At 50.6% G+C, this 22111-nt stretch carries 18 protein-coding genes and 1 riboswitch; of the genes, 7 read left to right on the top strand and 11 right to left on the bottom strand.

Going from position 1 to position 22111, the window contains the following annotated elements:
• Nucleotides 1-3 precede the first annotated feature (3 nt).
• Entirely contained in the window at nt 4-1170 is a 1167-nt protein-coding gene (locus ACTTK6_RS00465) for a mandelate racemase/muconate lactonizing enzyme family protein (protein ID WP_094907552.1), read from the top strand.
• A gap of 44 nt (nt 1171-1214) precedes the next feature.
• Here the strand turns inward: ACTTK6_RS00465 and ACTTK6_RS00460 are convergent, their stop codons facing one another.
• From ACTTK6_RS00460 to ACTTK6_RS00425, 8 genes are all read right to left on the bottom strand, one after another.
• Complete coding sequence (locus tag ACTTK6_RS00460) at nt 1215-2360, bottom strand: thiolase family protein (protein WP_079474900.1); 1146 nt, start codon at nt 2358-2360, stop codon at nt 1215-1217.
• 2 nt (nt 2361-2362) lie between these two features.
• Nucleotides 2363-3772, bottom strand: a complete 1410-nt coding sequence (locus ACTTK6_RS00455) for an AMP-binding protein (RefSeq protein WP_094907551.1) — start codon at nt 3770-3772, stop codon at nt 2363-2365.
• A 19-nt stretch (nt 3773-3791) separates the two neighbouring features.
• Nucleotides 3792-4328, bottom strand: a complete 537-nt coding sequence (locus ACTTK6_RS00450; RefSeq protein WP_094907550.1) for a biotin transporter BioY — start codon at nt 4326-4328, stop codon at nt 3792-3794.
• A 175-nt stretch (nt 4329-4503) separates the two neighbouring features.
• Nucleotides 4504-5988: a tripartite tricarboxylate transporter permease gene (locus ACTTK6_RS00445; protein WP_462832318.1), complete on the bottom strand. Its 1485-nt coding sequence runs from the start codon at nt 5986-5988 to the stop codon at nt 4504-4506.
• A gap of 16 nt (nt 5989-6004) precedes the next feature.
• Nucleotides 6005-6463 (bottom strand): tripartite tricarboxylate transporter TctB family protein, encoded by a 459-nt coding sequence (locus ACTTK6_RS00440; RefSeq protein ID WP_462832317.1) that lies wholly within the window; start codon nt 6461-6463, stop codon nt 6005-6007.
• A gap of 75 nt (nt 6464-6538) precedes the next feature.
• Nucleotides 6539-7570 carry a tripartite tricarboxylate transporter substrate binding protein gene (locus ACTTK6_RS00435; RefSeq protein WP_462832316.1) on the bottom strand — a complete coding sequence of 344 codons (1032 nt, stop codon included), beginning with the start codon at nt 7568-7570 and terminating at the stop codon, nt 6539-6541.
• Between the two features lie 165 nt (nt 7571-7735).
• The gene (locus ACTTK6_RS00430; RefSeq protein ID WP_462832315.1) at nt 7736-8416 is read right to left on the bottom strand and encodes a response regulator; all 681 of its coding nucleotides are present in this window, start codon (nt 8414-8416) and stop codon (nt 7736-7738) included.
• On the bottom strand, nt 8416-9990 hold the full coding sequence (locus ACTTK6_RS00425) for an ATP-binding protein (RefSeq protein ID WP_462832314.1): 1575 nt from the start codon (nt 9988-9990) through the stop codon (nt 8416-8418). The genes ACTTK6_RS00430 and ACTTK6_RS00425 overlap by 1 nt, the downstream gene beginning before the upstream one ends.
• A gap of 147 nt (nt 9991-10137) precedes the next feature.
• On the opposite strand from ACTTK6_RS00425, the gene ACTTK6_RS00420 reads away from it, so the two are divergent.
• The 4 genes from ACTTK6_RS00420 (at nt 10138) to ACTTK6_RS00405 (ending at nt 15637) form a co-directional block, all read left to right on the top strand.
• Nucleotides 10138-11133 carry a zinc-dependent alcohol dehydrogenase family protein gene (locus tag ACTTK6_RS00420; protein WP_462832313.1) on the top strand — a complete coding sequence of 332 codons (996 nt, stop codon included), beginning with the start codon at nt 10138-10140 and terminating at the stop codon, nt 11131-11133.
• Between the two features lie 76 nt (nt 11134-11209).
• Nucleotides 11210-13435 carry an ATP-dependent helicase gene (locus ACTTK6_RS00415; protein WP_094907547.1) on the top strand — a complete coding sequence of 742 codons (2226 nt, stop codon included), beginning with the start codon at nt 11210-11212 and terminating at the stop codon, nt 13433-13435.
• A 116-nt stretch (nt 13436-13551) separates the two neighbouring features.
• A complete protein-coding gene (locus ACTTK6_RS00410) occupies nt 13552-15030 on the top strand; it encodes an aldehyde dehydrogenase family protein (protein ID WP_462832312.1) in 1479 nt (492 codons plus the stop codon).
• Nucleotides 15031-15118: 88 nt separating this feature from the next.
• A complete protein-coding gene (locus ACTTK6_RS00405) occupies nt 15119-15637 on the top strand; it encodes a GrpB family protein (protein ID WP_462832311.1) in 519 nt (172 codons plus the stop codon).
• Nucleotides 15638-15936: 299 nt separating this feature from the next.
• On the opposite strand, the gene ACTTK6_RS00400 is transcribed toward ACTTK6_RS00405, so the two are convergent.
• Nucleotides 15937-17547 carry an FAD-dependent monooxygenase gene (locus tag ACTTK6_RS00400; RefSeq protein WP_462832310.1) on the bottom strand — a complete coding sequence of 537 codons (1611 nt, stop codon included), beginning with the start codon at nt 17545-17547 and terminating at the stop codon, nt 15937-15939.
• Between the two features lie 109 nt (nt 17548-17656).
• Nucleotides 17657-17759: riboswitch (TPP riboswitch) on the top strand.
• 69 nt (nt 17760-17828) lie between these two features.
• Between ACTTK6_RS00400 and ACTTK6_RS00395 the strand changes: the two genes are divergently transcribed.
• Together ACTTK6_RS00395 and tenA are read left to right on the top strand one after the other, a co-directional pair.
• Nucleotides 17829-19097 (top strand): acetylornithine deacetylase, encoded by a 1269-nt coding sequence (locus ACTTK6_RS00395; protein WP_094907543.1) that lies wholly within the window; start codon nt 17829-17831, stop codon nt 19095-19097.
• 14 nt (nt 19098-19111) lie between these two features.
• Nucleotides 19112-19783 (top strand): thiaminase II, encoded by a 672-nt coding sequence (gene tenA / locus ACTTK6_RS00390; protein ID WP_079474910.1) that lies wholly within the window; start codon nt 19112-19114, stop codon nt 19781-19783.
• Between the two features lie 32 nt (nt 19784-19815).
• On the opposite strand, the gene egtD is transcribed toward tenA, so the two are convergent.
• Both egtD and egtB read right to left on the bottom strand, forming a co-directional pair.
• Nucleotides 19816-20697 carry an L-histidine N(alpha)-methyltransferase gene (egtD, locus tag ACTTK6_RS00385; protein WP_462832480.1) on the bottom strand — a complete coding sequence of 294 codons (882 nt, stop codon included), beginning with the start codon at nt 20695-20697 and terminating at the stop codon, nt 19816-19818.
• A gap of 78 nt (nt 20698-20775) precedes the next feature.
• A complete protein-coding gene (gene egtB / locus ACTTK6_RS00380) occupies nt 20776-22041 on the bottom strand; it encodes an ergothioneine biosynthesis protein EgtB (RefSeq protein ID WP_462832479.1) in 1266 nt (421 codons plus the stop codon).
• Nucleotides 22042-22111: the final 70 nt, after the last annotated feature.

Here is a 22111-nt window from a genome sequence, read left to right as displayed (position 1 = left end):
GTCATGAAAATTACTCAAGTAGAAGAGCGGGCGGTGCCGATCAAATCGGATATCCGTAATGCGTTTATTGATTTCAGTAAAATGAATGTTTCCGTCGTAGCGGTCAAAACCGATGTCATAAAAAACGGCAAATCGGTCGTAGGCTACGGGTTTAACTCCAACGGCCGGTACGCGCCGAGCGGGCTTTTACGCGAGCGGTTTATCCCGCGCCTGCTTGAAGCCTCTGAACAGGAGATTACAGACGACGACGGGGCCAACCTGGATCCCTTTAAAATTTGGAACGTATTAATGACCGGTGAAAAGCCCGGCGGCCACGGGGAACGCTCGGTGGCTGTCGGCGTCATCGATATGGCCATTTGGGATGCGGTAGCTAAAATTGAAGAAAAGCCGCTGCATCAGCTGCTTGCCGAACGGTATAGAAGAGGAAAAGCAGACAGTAGTGTATTCGTGTATGCGGCCGGCGGCTACTATCAGCCTGGCAAAGGAAACGAGGCACTGCAGCAGGAGATGCGTACGTATTTGGAAGCCGGCTATTCGGTGGTGAAAATGAAAATAGGCGGCGTGCCACTTGAAGAGGATATCCGGCGCATCGAAGCTGTGATTGATGTCACCGGCGATGCAGGAAAGCTTGCAGTAGACGCAAACGGACGCTTCGATTTGGATGAAGCCATTGCCTATGCTAAAGCGCTCGAGCCATACGGTCTGTTCTGGTACGAAGAAGCGGGAGACCCGCTCGATTACGCTCTGCAAAACACGTTGGGCCGCTACTATTCTCATCCGATGGCCACGGGAGAGAACCTGTTTTCCATGCAGGACGCCCGGAATCTGATCAGCTACGGCGGTATGCGGCCAGACCGCGACTATCTGCAGTTTGACTGTGCTCTCAGCTACGGCCTGGTGGAATATATGCGCACGCTCGATATGCTGGAAGCGAATGGCTGGTCATCGAGAAGATGTATCCCTCATGGCGGCCATCAAATGTCACTTAATATTGCAGCCGGCCTGGGACTTGGCGGTAATGAATCCTATCCTGGTGTTTTTGAACCATTTGGCGGCTTTGCCGATGACTATCCGGTGGAAAATGGCTATGTGCAGCTGCCTGAGGTGCCCGGCGTCGGCTTTGAAGCGAAAAATAACCTTTATACGCTGCTGCGTTCTGTGCTGCAGTAAAAGAAAGCCTGCAATCATTCAAAGATGATTGCAGGCTTTTTCCCTTATATAAGCCGGTACAGGCTGGCGAGCCCGAGCCCGCCGCCTATGCCAATCATAGCTACGCCGAACGGGAGGCCGCTGTTCTGCATCAGCCGGAGCAGGCGTGTAACGAGAATTGCTCCCGAAGCACCGTATGGATGCCCCTGGGCGATGGCGCCGCCGGCTATATTCAGCCGCTCCGGCGGAAGGCCAAGCTGCAAAGCGGAAGCGAGAACCTGGGAGGCAAATGCTTCGTTGCATTCCCATACAGAAATGTCTTCTACAGACATCCGGTTTTGCTTAAGCAGCCGCTCTACAGCAGGCACCGGGCCGATGCCCGGCATGTTTGGGTCAACACCGGCCGCCACGGCATCGATGAGTTCGAGCACGGGCTTCAGTCCGTACTGCCGGCAGGACGACCGGGTTGCCATCAGCGTGAGCGCTGCTCCGTCACTGATACGGGAGGAATTGGCGGCGGTAACCGTACCGCTTTCCCGGAAAACAGCGGGCGCACGGCGGATGAGTTTATTCATTTTATCTGGAACACGAAGCGAAGCATCTGCTTGAATGGTGCTTACCGGAATGATTTCCCGGGAAATGTCCGGCTTTGCTGCCTCCTCCCATGCCAGCCTATAGCTGCGTTCGGCAAAGGCATCCTGATCTGCTCGGGATATGCCGTAAGCTTCCGCTGTCGTTTCCGCAGCTTCTCCCATATCAGGATCTCCGATAAACTTTGGGGAAAAGCGGGCTCGTTCCTGCGTGGAGGAAACCGGGTAGGCATCTGAAGCGAAAAAGGAGCGTTTCGGGGCCCGGCTTGCGCTTTCCACCCCGCCGGCAAGGACCGTATCTGCCGCACCGGCCTGCAGGTGCCGGAAGCCCTGGTGTACTGCTTCAAGCCCGGAGCCGCACTGGCGATCAACGGTTACCCCGGGAACAGAAGTGTCATAGCCGGCTTCAAGAAGGCTGAGACGGGCGAGATTACCCCCGGGCCCGACGGCGTTTCCCATGAAAACTTCATCTGCCGGTACGTGTTTATTTATCCCGAACTGGTTTTGAAAATGTGCATATAGCGGCGCCGTCAGCTGTTCAGGCTCCAGCTTTGAAAACGCACCCTGTATGTGATGTACAGGTGTCCGTTTGGCATCGATAATATAGACAGGCTCGGCCATGATTACCGTTCTCCTTTAGATAAAGCTTTATAATATTTCTTTGCTTCCAGCCGGTTTGTTTTTCCGCTCGCAAGCATAGGCAGGCCTTCCGCCTGCAGGCATGCGGGTATCTTATAAGCGGGCAGCCGCTGCCGGCAGTATGCGAGCAATTCACTTACAGCAGGACTGCCTGTATAAAGAGCAGCGATTTTTTCTCCCTGGAAAGGGTCGTGTACACCAAAAACGACTGCCTGCTTCACCTTTGGATGACTTGTGAGCACCTGCTCGATTTCCTCGGCATAAACATTGCGTCCCCGGCTGACAATTTTTTCGCTCTGGCGGCCAGTAATATAAAGAAAGCCTTCTTCATCGACGGAGCCAATGTCTCCGGTGGCTACTGCGCGGGGGGAGTGAAAGGAGGCTTCTCCGGCATAGCCGCTGAATAAAAATGGGCTTTTCACTACCAGCTCCCCAGAAGACGGGCAGGATGAGGCTTCGACCATAGGAAACAGACGGCCGGTACAGGAAGAGGAGGCTTGTTCCTCGCGGTGGTTTAAGGCGCTGATAAAACTAGTTTCTGCACTGCCGTAAAATTCATACAGGGCGGCCGAAGGAAAACGGAGAAACGCTTTCGGATTGTCAGCGGGAAACCATTTCTCTCCGCCTGTAATAATCAGCCTGACTGAGGGAGAAGGAGAAAATGAGTGACTGAGCAGCCAGCGGAGCATCGTAGGCACAGCGTATAGTACTGTGACCTGTTTCTCCTCAACCATCCGGGAAATCCCCCGGGGCGAGTGCCGGACAGGAAGAACAACGGTGTGGCCGTACTCGAGCATGCGGACGGTTCCGTATAAAAAAAGAGAGTGGGACAATTTTCCGGTAATCAGGACACGTTCGTGATCCCGAAACGGGAAAAGCTGCTTTTCTGCTTCAAAGCTTTTCAGCCAGGAACGATGGCTTCGCAGGCATATTTTCGGCCTGCCGGAAGAGCCTGAAGTGCACGCGCCATAAAACAAATCCGTTTCTCCGAAAAGCGCAGCGGGAGCAGACGGCTGCCCTTCAGCGCGAGTAACTTCTTCAAGCGTCAGGGAAGGGACCGGCGACCCGGGCGCTTCACTATCTGCGACGAAAAGGCTGGGCCTGGAAGAGGAAAGAAGGACAGCTGTGGCGTTGCTGTTCAGCATTTCATCCACTGGGACAGCGATGCCGCCCCCAGACACGATCGCAAAAAACATATACAGCTGCTCGAGAGGGTCCTGAAGCGCAAAAGCAACTTGTTTTTGAAAAAGCGTACCGGCAGCTGCGCAGAGCTGCTCCTGCCGGTGAATAATGGTTTCATGCAGCTCCCGCCAGCTGATCGAATAATCCGAATATTCGACCGCCGTTTGGGCAGGCACATAAGCAGCATAGCGGGCAATGGACTGGCCGATCATAGAAGCTCTCCTTTAGGCGTTACAGCCTGATTTTGTGCTGCTTGTTCAGCCTGACCGCAACAAAACTGGCAACCACTGCTTTAAAAATATCTCCCGGCAGAAAAGCCAGGGCCTGGATAGCGGCAGTGGTCCACGGAATGTTTATTAAAAACGATAAATAGGTAACGCCTCCGGCATAAATGACGAAAATCCCTCCAATAATATTAGCAGACAGATACTTTGGAAATGACGGTTTCTTAAAGGAATGGGCAATCCAGCCAATGATAAACGCCCCGAGCGGCCAGCTCAAAATGTAGCCTCCGCCTGGGCCAAATAATATACCGGCCCCGCCACGCCCGCCTGCGAGCAGGGGAAGGCCTATCATCACGAGCACCACAAACAAGAGTATGCTGAGACCGCCGTATCTCGCGCCGAGCAGAGAGCCGGCCAGCATAACGCCGAGAGTCTGCAGGGTAATCGGCACTGGGCTGAACGGCAGCGGAATCGGCGGAACGATGCCTAAAGCTGCGATAATTGCTGCAAATAAAGCCGTATAAATAATTTTTTGTATACGCATTTATGTTCACCTCACTGATTTCTAAGGATAGAAAGAAATCAGCCATTTGTCAACTTAATTTTCAAAATGGTTAACGAAATGAACCCCTGCGGTAAACATGAAAAACTGCCACAAGGAGTAAATAATGGATAAAATGCAAAAATGACGCAAAAAAACCCGGGGGCTCCGGGTTTTTTCATGCTGAAGTTGTTTTTTTCTGGCGAATGATTGGCACAAGGAAGGAAAGAAGAGCGACAATCATCATGCTGAGGGAAATCGGCCGGGTGAAAAAGACCGTTAAGTCGTCGTTGGCGATAGTCATGGCCTGCCGGAAGGATTCCTCCATCATACCGCCGAGAATAAAGGCTAAAATTAGCGGTGCTGCCGGAAAATTGTACAGCTTCATCAAATAACCGAGCACGCCAAAAGCAAGTAGTAAATACAAGTCGAAGGTGTTGAAGCTGATGGAATACACGCCGATCATGCTGAACATAATTACAAGCGAAATCAGCATCGGACGCGGGATTAACAATACTTTAGCAATATACGGAATAAGCGGCAGGTTCAGAATTAACAAAAACACGTTGCCGATATACATACTGATAATAACGCCCCAGAATAGGTCGGGCTGTTCTTCAATTAACAGCGGCCCCGGCGGTACGTTCAGTACAAGCAGGGCGCCGAGCAGCACGGCCGTCGTTCCGGAACCGGGGATACCGAGACTGAGCAAAGGCACAAAGGCACCGCTTGTAGCGGCGTTATTGGCCGTTTCCGGAGCGGAAATGCCCTTTACCGCACCTTTACCAAATTCCTCCGGACGTTTGGCAATCTTTTTCTCAGTAATATAGCCGATGAATGAAGCGATCGTTGCACCGGCGCCAGGGAGCACCCCGAGAATAAATCCGAGGAAGGACTGGCGGGTCATCGGACCGCTCATTTCTTTGAAGTCCTGCTTGGACAGCTTCAGACTTCCAATGTTCCCCTGGTTTTTGATCGATTTTTTTCTATTTACGATCAGGTTGCATATTTCAGCGATCGCAAACAGGCCGAGAGCGATAACAAGAAAATCAATGCCTTCAAGCAGGTTCGGATTGTTAAATGTAAACCGCGTCGTTCCCGTCTGGCTGTCCATGCCGATGGTCACAAACATGAGGCCGAGTACGGCCGAAATAAGTGCTTTAATCGTCGATCCGTCGGACAGGCTGGCGATAGCGGTTAACCCGAGCAGCATCAGGGCAAAGTATTCGGGCGGGCCGAACACAATGGCGACGCTTGCCAGAAGCGGAGCGAACAGCATCAGAAGGACAACACTCACTGTACCGCCGGCAAAGGAGGAAATGGCTGCGATTGCAAGCGCTTTCCCTGCCTGGCCATTCTGTGCCATTGGGTAGCCGTCGAAAGCGGTGGCGACGGTGCCTGAGATTCCCGGAGCATTCAAGAGAATGGAGGAGGTGGAGCCTCCAAACACAGCCCCATAATACACACCGGCCATAAGGACGAGAGCAACGGTGGGGTCCATATTGTAGGTCAGCGGGATCATGATGGCGATCGCACTGATCGGCCCAAGCCCGGGCATCATTCCAATAAATGTTCCGGCGAAGACGCCGATCAGTACAAACAGCATTCCCTGTACACTGAAAGCAACACTGAGGCCGCTTAAAATTCCGTCAAAAGTTCCCATTTGGTCAACCTCCTTTCTACAGCGGCAGAATGCCCGGAGGCAAACTTATATTTAACAGCTGGGTAAACAATAAATAAAGCGTTAAAGGAAAGGCAATAGATGTAACGGCATTGATGATATGTTTCCGGTAGCCCATGAACAGGCTGCACAGAAATATAAATATGGTGGACGTTAAGATGAAACCAATAGGTTCAAGCAGAGTAATGTATACAAGAATCATTACCGCCACGCCGCCTAAGTAAAAAATATGCTGGCCGGCTTCCCTTCGTTTTTCCCGGTCTTCTTCACCTTCGCCTTCTTTAATGAAAAACAGAAAGATGCTGAGGAGAATCAATAAAAAACCGGCTGCCTTCGGCATAGTGGAAGCAGTAATCATACCTGTAGCAAAAGCAGGAATTTGAAAAGCCAGATATAAATAAAAAACGGCAGTTACGATTAAAATTAGGCTGATAATTTTATTTGCGGAGCGAAACATAGATGTCACCTCTTTCGACTGCTTTCAATATAGGAAGGCTCTGGACGCAGAACGTTCAGAGCCCTTTGTAAATTGTTAATCTCCGTTTCGGTCAATACCCACTTGGTCAAGGAGATCCTGCATGGATTCTTCTTCTTCAGCTAAAAATTCTTCAAATTCTTCGCTGTCCATGTAATTTTCTTCCCAGGCATAGGATTGGCGTGTTTCCTGCCAGTAATCTGATTCACTGAGTTCCTTAAATGTTTCTTCGTAATAAGCCACTTCGGCATCACTCATATTTGGCGGCCCCAAAAAGCCGCGCCAGTTAACGAACGTTTCTTCGATGCCTTGTTCCGTGGCGGTTGGAAATTCACTGACCGTATCACCTTCAAGACGCTCTTCGGCTGTAATGCCGAGCACTTTAACATCTCCGGCTCTCACCTGCTCAACTGTCTCGGTGATTCCCGTAGAATAAACATCAGCCTGGCCGTTTAAGAGGTTTGTCAGTGCGCTGCCATCTTGAGCGGAGACGTATTTGATGGTAGAAGGGTCAACCCCGGCCCCGGCTGCAATTTTGGCAAACTGCATATGATCCATGCTGCCTGGAGAAGATTCGCCAACGACGGTGATATCATCCGGATTTTCCTTCATATCATCGAAAAGGTCGTTCAAATCATCCCATTCCGAATCCTCCGTAACGGCGAACGCGCCATAGTCGGCAATCATATTCGAAAGAGGAGTGAAATCTTCATAGCTGTATTCCGACTGCCCGTTCAACGGCACGAGCAGTAGAGGAGGGGAAGCCACAAAAGAATATTCGGGGTTGCCTTCCTGGTTATGAATGTAGGACCAGCCGTTGGCTCCGCCACCGCCTTCCCGGTTGACGACGCCGATACCCTGATCAACGATGCCTTCTTTTTCAAGGCCTTCAGCGGCGGAACGCGCCACGGTGTCCCAGCCGCCGCCAGCGCCAGCAGGTGCAACAATTTCAAGTGAGGAATCCGGCTCATAGTTTTCTTCGCCCCCGCCACCTCCGCCTGATGAGCTGTCCCCGCTGCCGCTTCCACAGGCACTTAACAAGCTGAGCGAAAGAATTCCGGCACCGATCCAATATTTCGAATGTTTCATAATATGTAGCCCCCTTTTTTATATTAATGTAAGCGTAACCAAAAAAAGAGATTATGTAACCGTTTACAATTTAAAATGTATATCTTTCGTTTATCGTATTTATTTCATAAATGTCACGGATACAAATAAACCGGCTGCATGTGCTGGCTGCAGCCGGTAAAAGAGTTATTTTTTAAAATATCTGCGTTCTGGCCGCCCGACGATCCCGTAGATGGGGCGGACCTCGATGTCGTTTGCAGACAACAGATATTTGAAATAGCGGTGCGCAGTAGTACGGGAGGCGCCGAGAAAAGAAGCCATTTCATCAGCGGTTACCCCGTGATCTGCCTGTTGGATGTGTTCTTTCACCTGTTCGAGCGTGAATGCATCGATGCCTTTTGGCAGATCCACTTCGAGTTGATTTTCTGTTAGGGCAGGTGCGATAGATGAAGAGAAGTAGCGGTCAATCTCCTCCTGGGTCATATTCTCAGGAGGGCGCGCGGCCTGAAGCAATTTGAATTTTTTCAATGATTCCTCAAGCCGTTTCGGCGAAGCTGGCTTAATAATATAGTCGATCACACCTGAGCGGTAGGCCTTCTGCACGTGTTCGAGATCATTTGAAGCCGAAATAATAATAATGTAGGCATCGTGCCGGTCTAAAATTTGGCCGAGCACGTCTGTGCCAAGCTGATCAGGCAGATAAATATCAAGCAGCAACACATCAACCGACGTGTTCTCCATCGTGTTGAGCAGTTCCTTTGCGGTGCCGGATGTGAACCTGCAGGAAAACCCTTCAATTTGTTCAACCAACTGTCGGTGAATATCTGCAATCCGAAAGTCGTCTTCGGCAATACCAACGTGAATCATCAACTTCCCCCTTGTGGCAACGTTTTGGGCAGGTAAACCGTAAAGTAGGCTCCCTGCGTTTCGTTGTTGCCAAATTCAAGCATGCCCTCTAGTTCATTAATCGTTTTTTCTACGATGGATAGCCCGTATCCTCTGGGTTGAGAACCGGCTTTCGTGGAAGTGCCCTGTACAGTAATGTCTATATCCCCTGGCAGCCCCGGCCCGTTATCGACAATTTCGAACATAATTTCATCTTCCATCTCAGTTACAAAAAAAGTCACTTCCGGGTTGGGACAGCCAGCTGTACTATCGATGGCGTTATCAATGAGGTTACCTAAAATAGATACAAGCTGAACCTTCTGAATGTGTACCGGAAGAGACCCGAGCCGGCTTTCGCTGTTAATGTGAAAAGCTGTCTTTTTTTCAGAAGCCCGTGCTGCTTTTCCGGTCAAAACCGCCTGCACCGTCGGGTCATGAATCTGTTGAAAAACTACGGAGTGGGTTTTACGCTGTTGGGACGTTTCTTCTTCCACAAGCTGTACAGCTTCATCGTATTTCCGAAGATGTAAATATCCCGACAGTGCATACAGCTTGTTTAAATATTCATGATTTTGCGAGCGCAGGCTGTCCGAATAGCGTTGGATGTCGGAAAGCGTATTGGCCATCTGCATCATCTCCGTTTTATCCCTGAACGAAGAAACGACTCCCACGAGCTGTCCGTTGATAGTGATTGGCTCCCGGTTAACGATGTAAGGAGCCCCGCGGAGCATTAATTCCTGGTCGTATTCCGGCTGTCCGTGCTTCAGTACTTTTGGCATCTCCGAGTCAGGCAGCACGTAATGGATATTTTGCCCCTCGATCGTCCCGTTAATGGCAAGCATGTTTCGGGCTGACTCGTTCATCATGGTAATCCGCCCCTCTGTATCAATCGCAATAATGCCTTCCCGGATGGCTGTTAGCACGCTTTCTTTTTCCTGGTACAGCTGGCCAATTTCATGAGGCTCGAGCCCGAACATATCTTTTCTAATATTTTTTGAAACCATCATGCTGCCAATGATGCCGAGAGCGAGAAGAACGAGCGCTACTACAATCAGGAGGCCGAAGCGCTCCCAGATGGCAGCGCGCACATCTTCGAGCAAAAAGCCGACAGAAACGATGCCCACAATATCCCCGTCTTTATTCCGAACCGGAGCCTTTCCGCGAAGGGAGGGGCCACGGGTACCGGTGGCGGTGGACACGTAGGACTGCCCCTGGTCCAGCGCCCGGGCGTTATCGCCTCCAACCATGGCTTCGCCGATTTTCCACTCATCAGGATGGGCGTAGCGAATACCGTTCGTATCCCCGAGCACCACAAACTCTGCGCCGGCCTGCTCCCGTACCCTTTCAGCGTAGGGCTGAAGCACCGAGCTTGGGTCCTCGGAGGCGTATGCCCCCTGGACGACCGGTGAGCTTGCTATGTAGGTGGCTGTACTTAAGGCTTTATCTCCAAGCTCTTCTTCGATATCATTATATTCTAAATAAGCAAATACGCCGAAGGAGCTTATCGTAATAAAAGCGACCAGCCCGACAACGAGAAACATGATTTTAGTCTGCATCTTCACATTTTTTCTTATAAGTGGCCCCTCCTTTAAAAAGAACGCTTTCAAAAAATTAGTGACCGTATTTTTATAATTGGAAATACAGGTTGTGCAAAGAGTAGCACATCGCAGGTGCCACGGCAATTACGTGAAAGGAGGGAAAAAATGACTCCAATCAGTATGAAAGCATACGTGGAAGCTTTCGGTAATCCTTCTGAACAGATGGGTATAAGGCTTGAAGAGAAAAAGGAATTAAAGGCGGATGAAGTGGAGGTACGGATGCAGCTGTCTCCAGTGAACCCCTCGGATCTTATCCCCATTTACGGGCGGTATGCCCACCGGGTGACGCTTCCGCTGGTGCCGGGCTATGAAGGAGTCGGTGTCGTCGAACGGGTGGGAAAAGGAGTGAGCCGGCGGGTGCTGGGGCAACGGGTACTGCCGCTGCGGGGAGAAGGTACATGGCAGACGGTGGTCCATGCGCCGGCAGCCTTGGCCGTGCCGGTGCCGGACAGCCTTTCTGATGAAACGGCTGCCCAGATGTATATTAATCCGGTAACGGCGTACGTGCTTTTAACCGAAAAGCTGAAGATTCCTTCCGTTGGAATGCTTGTTATCAATGCGGCTAATTCTGTAATGGGACGGCTATTGATTCAGCTGGCTGCAGGTATGAATATTCGAGTGGTGGGACTTGTGCGCCGCAGAGCGGTAATAAACGAGCTGATGCAGCTTGGGGCCCATAAAATTATAGCGGCTAAGGAAGGAGAAGAAGCGCTCCAGTTGGAGAGCGTCTTGCAGGGAGAAAAAGCGGATGCGGCCGTTGATATGGTGGGAGGGGCCTCTGGTACAGCCCTTGCCCGGAGCGTTAAACCTGGGAAAACATTACTGGCGCTGGGGCTGCTCTCGGGCCGGCCGCTTGACTGGGAGTATACAACGGAGACGCTGGGCGTGAAAGGGAAGATGTTTCATCTGAGGCACTGGAATGCGGCAGTTTCCGGTGAACGTTTTCAGCAGGTATTTCAGACGCTGTTTCATATGATGGAAAGCGGGAGGCTTCTGCTTCCACCGGTGCAGCACACCTATCCGCTCGGACAAGCCAGAGAGGCACTGCAATTTTATGAAAATGGAAAGAACAGCGGAAAAATAATATTCAGCAGGCCGTGACTGCCTGCTCTATACAAGAGCGGCTGTCCCGATTTATAATAAACATACTCAATCCAACAGAAACGGTGAGAAACTTATGCGGGAATTTTCTTTTTATTCAACTCCCTTCGGCGTAAGCGGGGAAGAAGTACCATATGCAGCAATCGCAAAAGCCAGGACAAGCAAAGAACTCGTATCAGACCAGGAAACTGACGCCTTTTATTTTCGTTCGCTTGAAGCGGACGGTATTTTTTTGAATGAAGCCCAGATCGAAGCTGTGCGTTTCGGAAACGGGCCGCTGCTCGCGCTTGCAGGTGCGGGCTCGGGAAAGACGTCGGTGCTTGTCTGCCGGGCCGGCTATTTAATGGCCGTCAAGCAGGTGCCGGCAGAATCCGTTCTGCTGATTACATTCACCAAAAAAGCAGCAGAAGAAATGAAAACGAGAGTGATGAACCTGCCGGGTGTCGGTGAAACAGCCAGCAATCTGCAGGTGCGTACGTTCCATGCCTTTTTCCTGCTTCTGCTCAGGCGTCACGGCATTCGACAGGAAATTGTTTCAAGCGAGCGGAAAAAGCAGCTGGCCGTCAAGCTTTTGATGAAGGACATGGGCCTTGAGGATGTCTATCAGCCTGAAGCGGTCTTATCCTTTCTGTCCTATCACAAAATGAACGATACCGCCGTCGCGGATCTTCCTGAAAAAGAAACAAGCCAAAAGCAGTTAAAGCGCATCTGCCAGGCGTATGAAGACTGGAAGCTCGAGCGCAATTATATTGATTTTGATGATATTTTAATGAAGGCCAAAACGATGATGGACGAGGACCCGGCTTTTCTGCAGCAGCTGCAGGACCGGTTTGAGTACGTGATGGTCGATGAATTCCAGGACACCAACTATCTTCAGTACCAACTCGTGCAGATGATCGTGGAAAAGCACCGCAATTTGTTCGTAGTGGGGGACGATGACCAGACGATTTATTCGTTTAACGGGGCCCGGCACGAATTTATTCTGGAGTTTGACCAGAAATACCCGGAAGCACAGACCATTGTGCTCGACGTCAACTACCGCTCCCATAAGGCAATTGCCGGTCTTGGGAACGAAGTAGTGCGCCACAATAAACAGCGGAAAACCAAAACCCTCCAGGTCATGAATGCGGAAGCGTCGTCTCCGTTTTATTTCCGGGCGGCTTCCACTGATGAGGAGGCGGAGCAGGTGGTGGCGGACATGAAGCGGGCGGTGGCAGAGGGAGAATGCGAATGGCGCGATATGGCCGTGCTGCACCGGACAATCAGTGTCAGCCGTGCGATTTTTGAGCAGCTGACAGCCCAGGATGTTCCGTTTGTGCACCATTCCCTCGGCAACCAGATGTTTTATGAGCAGTGGCCGGTGAAAGCTATGATGGACTATCTGCGGCTGAGCCTGAATCCGACGCTGATAGAGGCGATGCCCGAGGTCGTGCCGACGTTATTTATTTCCCGGGAACGCGGCATGCGCCACATTAAAGAGCAGGAGATATTTTCTCCCCGCAGCGAACCGCTTCTTCATTTAACAGAGATGCCAGGCATCCGCCCGTTTCAGCGTAAAAAGGTGGAGGAGCGGCAGAGCATGATCCAGAAACTGAAGGAAAAACGCCCGGAAACGGCGATCCGGCAAATGCGGCGCCAGTTTTACGACGGCTATCTGGAGGCCGATGAGCAGCAGGTAAGCATGAAAAAGGAAACGCTAAAGGAAACTCTCGATGAACTCGAGTCCTCGGCGAAACGGTTTGAGAGCGTCTCATCGTTTGTATACTTTGTCGACGACATGCTCCGCACGTTCCGTGAAATGAAGGAGCGCGAGAAGGATCCCGATGCGAACCACGTTTCGCTGATGACGATCCACCGGGCCAAAGGCATGGAATTTCCGGTCGTATATGTCATCGGCGCGTCAGAAACGATCATGCCGCACGATTCTGCGCTAAAGGCTGACCGGATGAAGGATCTTTTATATGGCGAAAAGGCGGAAAACAAACAGACACAGGCCCTTGAGGAAGAGCGCCGTCTCGCCTATGTAGCGATTACGCGGGCGAAGCAGAAGCTGTGCATCAGCTCGCCGGCCTTCTACCGTGGCAAGGAAGTCGAAGTGTCACGCTTTCTGCTCGAAGCCTTTCCGGGGGAAACACATACCGGAGAAAAGCAGGAAACGGAAACAATTGATGCGCTTGTCTGTGAAGAAGCGATGTGCCCGGCATGGATACGTCTGTCCGAAGCCTCTAATGAAAACGAAAAGGAATGCCCGATGTGCAAAGGGAAAATGGTGCCCGGTACCAAGCAAATTATAAAAAAATAGTAGTTGGAACTGCCTTTGCGACAGTTGTCGCCGGCCTGCATTAAATAGTTGAATAATCAGGGCATGCAGGCTACGATGAAGTGACAGGTAAAATTGTTTCTAAGGGGGAACTGGGAATGGCAGACGAATCAGTGACATTATATGCATGGATTAACGGAAAACGAGTGGACGCCGACGAATATATGGAAAGAGAGAATCCGGCCGATCCGCAAAAAATCGTGGCCTACGTGCCGAAAACAACAGTAGAACAGGCGGCAGAAGCCATTGAAGCAGCCCGTGCTGCTTTTCCTGCGTGGAAGGAAGTGCCGGTGGAAGAGCGCATCGAGCGGATGGAGCGCGTAATTCAAATGCTAAAAGACCGTACGCCGGAGCTCGCTGAGGTATTAGCGGAGGAACACGGCAAGCCAGTTTATGACGCCCACGGGGAAATGGCGGTTTCAATCATGTGGATGGAGTATGCCTGCCAGACGGTCAAAGAAACGATAGCTGACCAGGTGGATGAAGGCGAAGGCGGCAAGACAATTGTCCGCCAGGAACCGCTTGGCGTTGTGTCGGCGATCAGCCCGTGGAACTACCCGATCGCCCTGTCTACGATCAAAATAGCTCCAGCGATTCTAACTGGAAATACGGTTATTTCAAAGCCGAGTCCATTTGCGCCGCATGCGGTCAGCCTGGTGGTTGAATTGATTGCCAAAGAATTTCCAGACGGGGTGCTAAACCTCGTGCACGGCGAAGCGGAAGTCGGCGTAGAGCTTACTTCCAATAAACATGTGGATAAAATAGCTTTTACCGGTGGCACGGAAACAGCGAAGAAAATTATGAAATCAGCGGCGGATACGATCAAGGATATGACACTCGAGCTTGGCGGCAATGACGCCGCAGTAGTGCTGCCGGACTTTGACGTAAACGATGAACGCGCAATGCGCCGCATGGTCATCTCCAATTTCCTGACCGCCGGCCAAATCTGCATGATTGCCAAACGTATTTATGTGCCACGCTCCCTGTACAAGGAGTTCGTGGAAAAGTATCAGGAGGCAGCCAATAAATGGGTGAAAATTGGCAGTCCGTTTGATGAGCAGGTCACGACCGGGCCGCTCAACAACAAACAACAGCTGGATTTTGTGAAAAACCTTGTGGATAAAGCGGCTGAAAAGGGCGCCGATGTCATTCCGTTAGGCCATGTTGTGGATAACGAACTGTTTGAACAGGGCTACTTTCTGCAGCCAACCCTGGTGCTCGGCGCTGACCAGCAGGACGACATTGTGAAAGAAGAACAGTTCGGGCCGACAGTGCCTATTGTGCCATATGACACGGTGGAGGAAGCGGTGGAAATGGCGAACGACAGCATTTACGGCCTCACAAGCTCGGTATGGGGAGAAGAAGACCATGCCATCGAAGTGGCAGCCCGTATTGAAGCAGGCACAACGATGATCAATACCGCCGCTGTGCAGGGGCTCGATGTCCGCTATCCATTCGGCGGATTCAAGCAATCCGGTATCGGCCGCGAATACGGAAAGGAAGGCCTTCTCGGCTACGTGACGCCGCATGTCATCAACGTACCGAAAACAAAGGACCTGCCATACATTCCCGAATAGTAAGAACAAGCAGCTGTCCTGGAGGAATCCAGGACAGTTTTTTATGCTATTGTTTATACAGAGCAAAGATTTTTTAAGGAGTGATCCAATGCGAACGATACAAATCGTCCCGTGGAAAAGCGAGTGGCGGGACTATTTTCTCCATGAGCAAAAGCTGCTGGAGCTCGAAACCGGTGAAGCAGAAAATAATATTTTTCATATAGGGAGCACAAGTGTGCCGGGACTTGCGGCAAAACCGATTATCGATATTTTAATTGAAACCTCTGATCTTTCGTGGTGGATTATGGATCGTCTTGAAGGACTCGGATATACAGGAAAAGGAGAGCACGGTATCGCGGGGAGGGCTTTTTATTATAAAGGGAAACAAGTTCGCCGATTTCACGTGCACGTGTTTGAAAAGAAAAGCTATGGGAGTGGGCGTCACCTAGCCCTCCGGGATTATTTACGTTCTTTCCCGAAAAAGGCGAAGGAATATGAAAGCATTAAAAAACAGGCGGCTGCCCAGTATCCGCACAGTCCGTCAGAATATATGAATGAAAAGCACATCGTTGTGCAGAAGCTCGAACAAGAGGCTCTCTGCTGGAAACGGGCAGAAGAAGAAAACTGACGAAACCGTCCACAGACATATACACAATGGGGATGGTTTTCAGCTTAAATCAGAAAGTAAAGAGGCCAGGAGCAGATTCATCCACAGGGTTCGGTACCGCCTAAAAATTATCGTCTTATTTCAGCAGCATAAACGGGGACTTACGAAAGAAAAACATAAAAAATCGAAGCACCTGCTTCGATTGAAGGTATTGCTCATAAATAATTTACTAAATGGAAGAACCGGCTTGTGGACATCTATTGGTATGCGTTCGAAAATTATCCACAGCCGGCCGGAAAACAGAATTAGAGTGGAGGAAGCTATTGGTATAAAGCGGTGTGAATTTTTCTCATCAACCGTCCCGTGCGTACCGGTTGCTCGGCAAAAGCAACATAGCCGTCCGGGCGTATGAGCACAGCTGAAAACGTCGGGAGTTTCCATTTGACAGCAAGGTCGCGGCGGTAATCAAACAGGTGGTGGATATTCGGCTTTGAGGCCCGGAGTATGCCCTTGCGCTGAACAACGAGAATGAGAATGGAAGGCCCGTACTGCCGGCGCACCTCCTGAATGCTTTCGTCGAGCTGATGGAGCTCCTGCTCGTCTTCGATATAAAATAGGCAGGTAAACTGCTGGATGTGCAGAAAATCCATTACGTCTGCGTGTTCTCCCTCCGTGGTAAGAACACGTGCCGGAGCAGCCCGGGAGCCGGCCGGAATCATTTCTCCCTGGTGCTGGAATTTCGCAAGTGAGGCCCTGTTCTGATAGCTGATGTCAATATTGGCTAGGCGCTGGGTCAGCTGGCGCTGCAGCGAGTTGCTTTTGCTGAGAATGCTTACAGGGTTCGCCAGGAGGCGTGGAATAAGGGTATGGGAGCGGGTCATCACCTGCATTGCCGTATTTGTCATTCGGATAGTCCTGCGTCCGACTACGTATCGTTCTTCTTCATACGTATCGAGCAGGGCAGGGTGGGAATGGCCGCGCAGCACCCACGCCAATTTCCAGCAGAGGTTGACCGCGTCCTGCATGCCGAGATTCATTCCCTGGCCGCCAAATGGGCTGTGCAGGTGGGCAGCGTCCCCGGCGAGAAACAGCCGATGGTCACGATAGGCGTCTGCCTGATGATGCGACGTTCCGAATTGAGACAGCCAGGAAGCATGGGGGAAATGCACCGGCTGCTGGGTAATACGCCGCACGCTTTTTTCAAGATCCTCAAGAGGGAGATCATCCCGGTGTTCACGGTTCTGTTCGGCATGGTCGATAGTGATTACCCGGTACTTTTCATCGCGGAAGGGAAAGAAAGCAGCTACGCCGCGCTCGGTAATGAATGTAGAAATATCGTTGGAAAGTGAAAGTCCTTCCACCGTGACGTCTCCCAGAAAATAGATTGTTTCATGCTTGCCGCCCGGAAAGGAGACGTTCATGTTCTCACGGACTGTACTGTGAGGCCCGTCACATCCGATCACATAGGAAGCGCGGATTAGTTCGTGTCCATTTTCGGTGGCGCATTCCACCTCTGCGTGGTCACTGTACTGGGTAATCCGTTTGCAGTGGGTGTTCCAGTCAATAAACTGGCCGACCTCCCGGAGCTGTTTCTTTAAAATATGCTCCGTATCTGACTGCGGAAGCATCAGCATAAAGGGAAACGGGGTATCGAGCGAAGCAAAGGAGGCTTTGGAAGGTCTTTTGCCTTCCGGCTGAACAGCCGCATCAGTAATGGGGAAGCCTTCCTTCAAAAAGGGACGGAGCGCTCCGATCAGATTGAGCATTTCAAGAGTTCGCGCCTGGATGCCGAACGCTTTGGAAAAGGGAGAAATAGAGCTTTTTCTGTCTAAAATCCGGACGCGGATGCCGAGTGCTCTTAAGGTATTGGCAGCAGTCAAGCCTACGGGGCCTGCCCCCACAATGCATACGTCGGTATTTGTGGTTTTCATGGATTCATCACGCTCCCTTCGTATACTTGTATTATACCCTCTGGAGGGCTGCTTCACGCTCCTGCTTATTTGCAGCATTTTGCAAAATATGTTTGAATAATAAGAAATTAATGCTTTCTAGGGGAGCCTGATGGCTGAGAAAGGTTTAAGTACCTTGACCCTTGGCACCTGATCCAGATCGTACTGGCGGAGGGAAGAAAGAAGGGACACCCCGGTTATTTATGCCGCTTCTTCTCTAAAAGAAGCGGCTTTTTATATAGGTTAAAAACTAGGAGGGGCTTATGGAAGAACCAAATTGGGAAAGATTGGTGGAAGAACGCAGGCAGAAATTAACCGACTTAGCCAAAAACTTAATACGATTTAATACGATGGCGCCCCCGGCCCGTAATACAGCGAATGCTCAACAATTTATAGCGGATTATCTGCAGCAGCGTCAGTGGGACGTTGATAAATGGGAGGTTTTTAGCGGAGATCCCAACGTAGTAGGCACAAAAACCGGAAAAGAGGGGAACCGGTATAACAGCTTAATTCTGAATGGACACATAGATGTAGCGGAGGTATCACATAAGGAGTGGAGCTTTGATCCTTTCGATCCGGCAGTGAAAAACGGATGGCTCTACGGAAGAGGAGCAGCTGATATGAAAGGCGGGCTTGCAGGCATACTTTTAGCTGTTGATATTTTACATGAACTAAAAATTGATTTGCCTGGCGACGTTATTGTGCAATCGGTAGTGGGTGAAGAAGTAGGTGAGGCCGGTACACTTCAATGCTGCCGAAGGGGATATACTGCTGATTATGCACTCGTAGGAGATACGAGCAATCTTAATATTCAGGGACAGGGAGGCGTTATTACAGGCTGGGTCACTGTGAAAAGCCAGCAGATACATCATGACGCCATGCGGCGGAATCTGATTCATGCCGGAGGTGGAAAATTCGGGGCAAGTGCTATTGAAAAAATGATGATACTTATCGAGGGTTTGCAGAGTTTAGAAAGAGATTGGGCCGTACGAAAAACTTATCCGGGGTTTCAGCCTGGGACGAATACCATTAACCCGGCAGTCATTGAGGGAGGAAGAAATGCTGCATTTATAGCTGATGAATGCAGTCTTTGGATTACGGTCCATTTTTATCCGGATGAGACCCATGAAACAGCGGCTGAAGAAGTCGAAAATCATCTCCGTAAAGTGGCTGAGGCTGACCCGTGGCTTCGGGAGAATCCTCCGACATTTATTTGGGGAGGAGAATCGATGATAGAAGACAGAGGCGAAATATTCCCTTCCCTGGAAGTTCAGAGCAACCACCCGGGCAGTCTGCAGCTGCTGGAATCCTTTAAAGAAATCACCCATGAAGCAGGAGAAATTAATACTTCTCCTACTGTCACAGACGGAGGGTGGCTGGCGGATGCAGGCATTCCCTCTGCCATTTTTGGTCCGGGGACGCTTGAAGAAGCACACGCAGTCGATGAAAAAGTAGAGGTGGAACAGCTGGTTACGTTCACAAAAATAGTATTGTCCTTTGTTTATAAATGGTCACATACTCTAAAAGAATAGAAAGGACGAGGTTAATGTCATTCACTCACGATTTAAAGGAAAAGCTGCTTCCGGTATGGCAGCAGAATCACACACATCCATTTGTGGAAGAGCTTGGCCAGGGGACCCTTGATAAGGAAAAATTTCGCTATTTCATGGTTCAGGATTATCTTTATCTCGTGCAATATGCGAAATTGTTTGCGGTTGGCGCTGTTAAAGCCGAAGACGTTGAAACAATGGGAGCTTTTGCGAAGGTGATGGATGTGACCATGAATGAGGAAATGAGCCTGCACCGCCAGTACGCAAAAAAGTTCGGGATCACTGAACAGGAGCTTGAACAGGCAGAGCCGGCCCCGACAACCCTTGCATATACAAGGTATATGCTGCACGAAGGACAAAATGGCGGCCTGGCTGAGCTGCTTGCGGCTGTGCTTCCGTGTATGTGGAGCTACGCAGAAATTGGAAGAAAGCTCAGTACGTGGCCGGGAGCATTGGAGCATGAACTGTACGGTGAATGGGTACAGATGTACAGCGATGACGAATTTCAGCAGCTCGCGGACTGGGGCATCAGCATGCTCGACCGCACGGCAGAAAACAAACCCGAGGCAGAAAAAAGAAAGATTGAAAATATATTCTTAACGACCACCCGGTTTGAGTATTTATTCTGGGACATGGCGTACCGGCTGGAAGGCTGGCCGCAGACATGAAAAAGCCCCCGGTCTGCCGGGGGCTTTTATACTTATGGTCGAGGGGAAAGCGTAAATACGCCAAACCATTCGTTTTCATCGGTCCACCAGTCATTGGTTTCCCAGGAGGACTGGCGGGCCAGGTGCGTGAATTCCTCCGGAGTGAATTTCCGGCTGTTTTCTGTATGGATAGTCTCGCCGGCACGCATCGTAAATGTTTCCCCGCCAATCGAGAACAGGGAAGGCTTTTCAGCGCGCAAATGCATTTCGATCCGTCCGAGCCGTTCATTGTAAAAAGCTTCATGTTCAAAATGACCGGTGGTAATACCAGCGTCAAGCTCGCGGTTCAGGCGGTGGAGCAGATTTTTGTTAAAGGAAGCAGTAATGCCTGCACTGTCGTTGTACGCCCGGTGCAGCACCACCGGGTCCTTCTTCAAATCGACCCCGACCACAAGGCTGTCCTCCGGCTTCATATGGGAAGCGAGCTTCTTTAAAAATTCCGAAGCTTCCTTCGGATCCAGGTTTCCAATCGTAGAGCCGAGAAAAAAGACAGCTGCAGGCTGTTCTCTGCTGCTGTTTAAAAAAGAAATTGTTTTTGTATAGTCTGCACATACGCCGGAGACCTGCATGGCAGGCACGGCCTCTTTCACACGGGCTGCGGTATCATGCAGGGCACTAATCGAAATGTCGACGGGGGTATAGCTCACGGACTCCGAAAGGAAAGGAAGCAGGCAACGGATTTTATCAAAGCTTCCGCTTCCAAGCTCAATTAGGGAGGAAGCTCCAATACTTTCAGCAATTTCTTTCCCATAGTCGGACAAAACAGATGCTTCGGTCCGGCTGACGTAATATTCCGGCAGCCGGGTAATTTCATTAAACAGCATGCTCCCTCGTTCATCGTAGAAATGTTTGGGGGGGGATGCTTTTCGGTTCAGCAGCCAGTCCGGTGCGGACGTCTTCAGCCAGGGAGGACAGCGAAGGCTTTAAATCCAATACAGTATAATCAGCCATGGCTATTTCTGCACCCCGTCCTTGGCAAGCCGGAGTCCGCTGAACTGCCACCGTTTTTCCGGAGGGAAAAAATTACGGTAGGTGGAGCGGATGTGCGACTTCGGTGTCGCGCATGAACCGCCGCGCAGCACCATCTGGTTACTCATAAATTTGGCATTGTATTCTCCCATGGCACCCTCCGGCGGACGGTTGCCCGGATACGGGGAATAAGGACTGCGTGTCCACTCCCATACGTCCCCGTACGCATTGGGAGACGACTGAAGGGGTCTTGGGTGATAGCTTTCAGACTCTAGAAACGTACCGTCTGCTTCGGCGCCGCGAAAAGCATATTCCCATTCCTGTTCCGTAGGAAGGCGGGCTCCGGCCCAGCGGGCATAGGCATCTGCTTCGTAATAGCTTATATGGGCAATAGGTTCATGAAGGCGCACTTCTTTCAGGCCATTCATCGTAAAGTAAAACCAGATACCGCCCTGCTTCTGCCAGTAAAGTGGTGCTTTCCAGTCCTGCTCCTGGACAATGCCCCAGCCTTCGGAAAGCCACAGCTCAGGGTCTTCGTAGCCGCCGTCTTCAATAAAACGAATATATTCTTCGTTGGTCACCGGCCTTGAGGCGATAGAGAAGGCGTGCAGGTAAAATTTATGCTCCGGGCGTTCATTATCAAAAGAAAAATGCAGGTTATCTGTCCCGATAGTCGTCAGCTTGTCTTCATAGGCGTGCCATTCAAGCTTGGATGTTTCTCCCTGTTCTTCAAAAGATTCATTTTCCAGGTAGGCAGGGTTAAGTGGATTCATTGAAAAGTTGAATTTTGTGTCGGTTACTAACAGTTCCTGGTGCTGCTGCTCGTGCTGCAGGCCGGTTTCCATTAATTCAGCGATCTCTTCATTCCAGGGGCCTTCTTTGAGAAAATGTTCCATGGCTTCTTCTACATGACGCCGGTATTCCATGGTGTCTTCGGTGGTCGGCCGGGAAATCAGTCCGCGGTACTGCTTCGGAAATGGCTTTCCCTGCGTTTCATAATAAGAATTATATAAGCCGTTAGAGAATTTCGAAAACTCTTCATAATTGTCATCATATGGCTTAAGAATGAACTGCTCAAAAAACCAGGTCGTATGAGCTAGATGCCATTTTGCAGGGCTTACGTCGGGGTGGGCCTGAATCATAAAATCTTCCGTATACAACGGTGCGGTCAGCTTCATCGTCTGCTTCCGCAAAGCGGTAAAACGTGCCGTGAAATCAGCTCTAGTGGCAGATTCCTTTGTTTGTACGATACTTCATTCCTCCTCAGGTAAATAAAATGGTGCACACATATATGCACATGAGAGTTAAATACCCGCTTCA

Source organism: Marinococcus salis (genome assembly GCF_054971365.1).
Note: the sequence above shows the minus strand (reverse complement) of the source record. Positions and strands in the feature narration are given on the sequence as shown.

Coding starts and splice junctions, on each gene's coding strand:
- ACTTK6_RS00465 (WP_094907552.1), top strand. CDS start 4: ATGAAAATTACTCAAGTAGAAGAGCGGGCGGTGCCGATCAAATCGGAT.
- ACTTK6_RS00460 (WP_079474900.1), bottom strand. CDS start 2,360: ATGGCCGAGCCTGTCTATATTATCGATGCCAAACGGACACCTGTACAT.
- ACTTK6_RS00455 (WP_094907551.1), bottom strand. CDS start 3,772: ATGATCGGCCAGTCCATTGCCCGCTATGCTGCTTATGTGCCTGCCCAA.
- ACTTK6_RS00450 (WP_094907550.1), bottom strand. CDS start 4,328: ATGCGTATACAAAAAATTATTTATACGGCTTTATTTGCAGCAATTATC.
- ACTTK6_RS00445 (WP_462832318.1), bottom strand. CDS start 5,988: ATGGGAACTTTTGACGGAATTTTAAGCGGCCTCAGTGTTGCTTTCAGT.
- ACTTK6_RS00440 (WP_462832317.1), bottom strand. CDS start 6,463: ATGTTTCGCTCCGCAAATAAAATTATCAGCCTAATTTTAATCGTAACT.
- ACTTK6_RS00435 (WP_462832316.1), bottom strand. CDS start 7,570: ATGAAACATTCGAAATATTGGATCGGTGCCGGAATTCTTTCGCTCAGC.
- ACTTK6_RS00430 (WP_462832315.1), bottom strand. CDS start 8,416: ATGATTCACGTTGGTATTGCCGAAGACGACTTTCGGATTGCAGATATT.
- ACTTK6_RS00425 (WP_462832314.1), bottom strand. CDS start 9,990: ATGCAGACTAAAATCATGTTTCTCGTTGTCGGGCTGGTCGCTTTTATT.
- ACTTK6_RS00420 (WP_462832313.1), top strand. CDS start 10,138: ATGACTCCAATCAGTATGAAAGCATACGTGGAAGCTTTCGGTAATCCT.
- ACTTK6_RS00415 (WP_094907547.1), top strand. CDS start 11,210: ATGCGGGAATTTTCTTTTTATTCAACTCCCTTCGGCGTAAGCGGGGAA.
- ACTTK6_RS00410 (WP_462832312.1), top strand. CDS start 13,552: ATGGCAGACGAATCAGTGACATTATATGCATGGATTAACGGAAAACGA.
- ACTTK6_RS00405 (WP_462832311.1), top strand. CDS start 15,119: ATGCGAACGATACAAATCGTCCCGTGGAAAAGCGAGTGGCGGGACTAT.
- ACTTK6_RS00400 (WP_462832310.1), bottom strand. CDS start 17,547: ATGAAAACCACAAATACCGACGTATGCATTGTGGGGGCAGGCCCCGTA.
- ACTTK6_RS00395 (WP_094907543.1), top strand. CDS start 17,829: ATGGAAGAACCAAATTGGGAAAGATTGGTGGAAGAACGCAGGCAGAAA.
- tenA (WP_079474910.1), top strand. CDS start 19,112: ATGTCATTCACTCACGATTTAAAGGAAAAGCTGCTTCCGGTATGGCAG.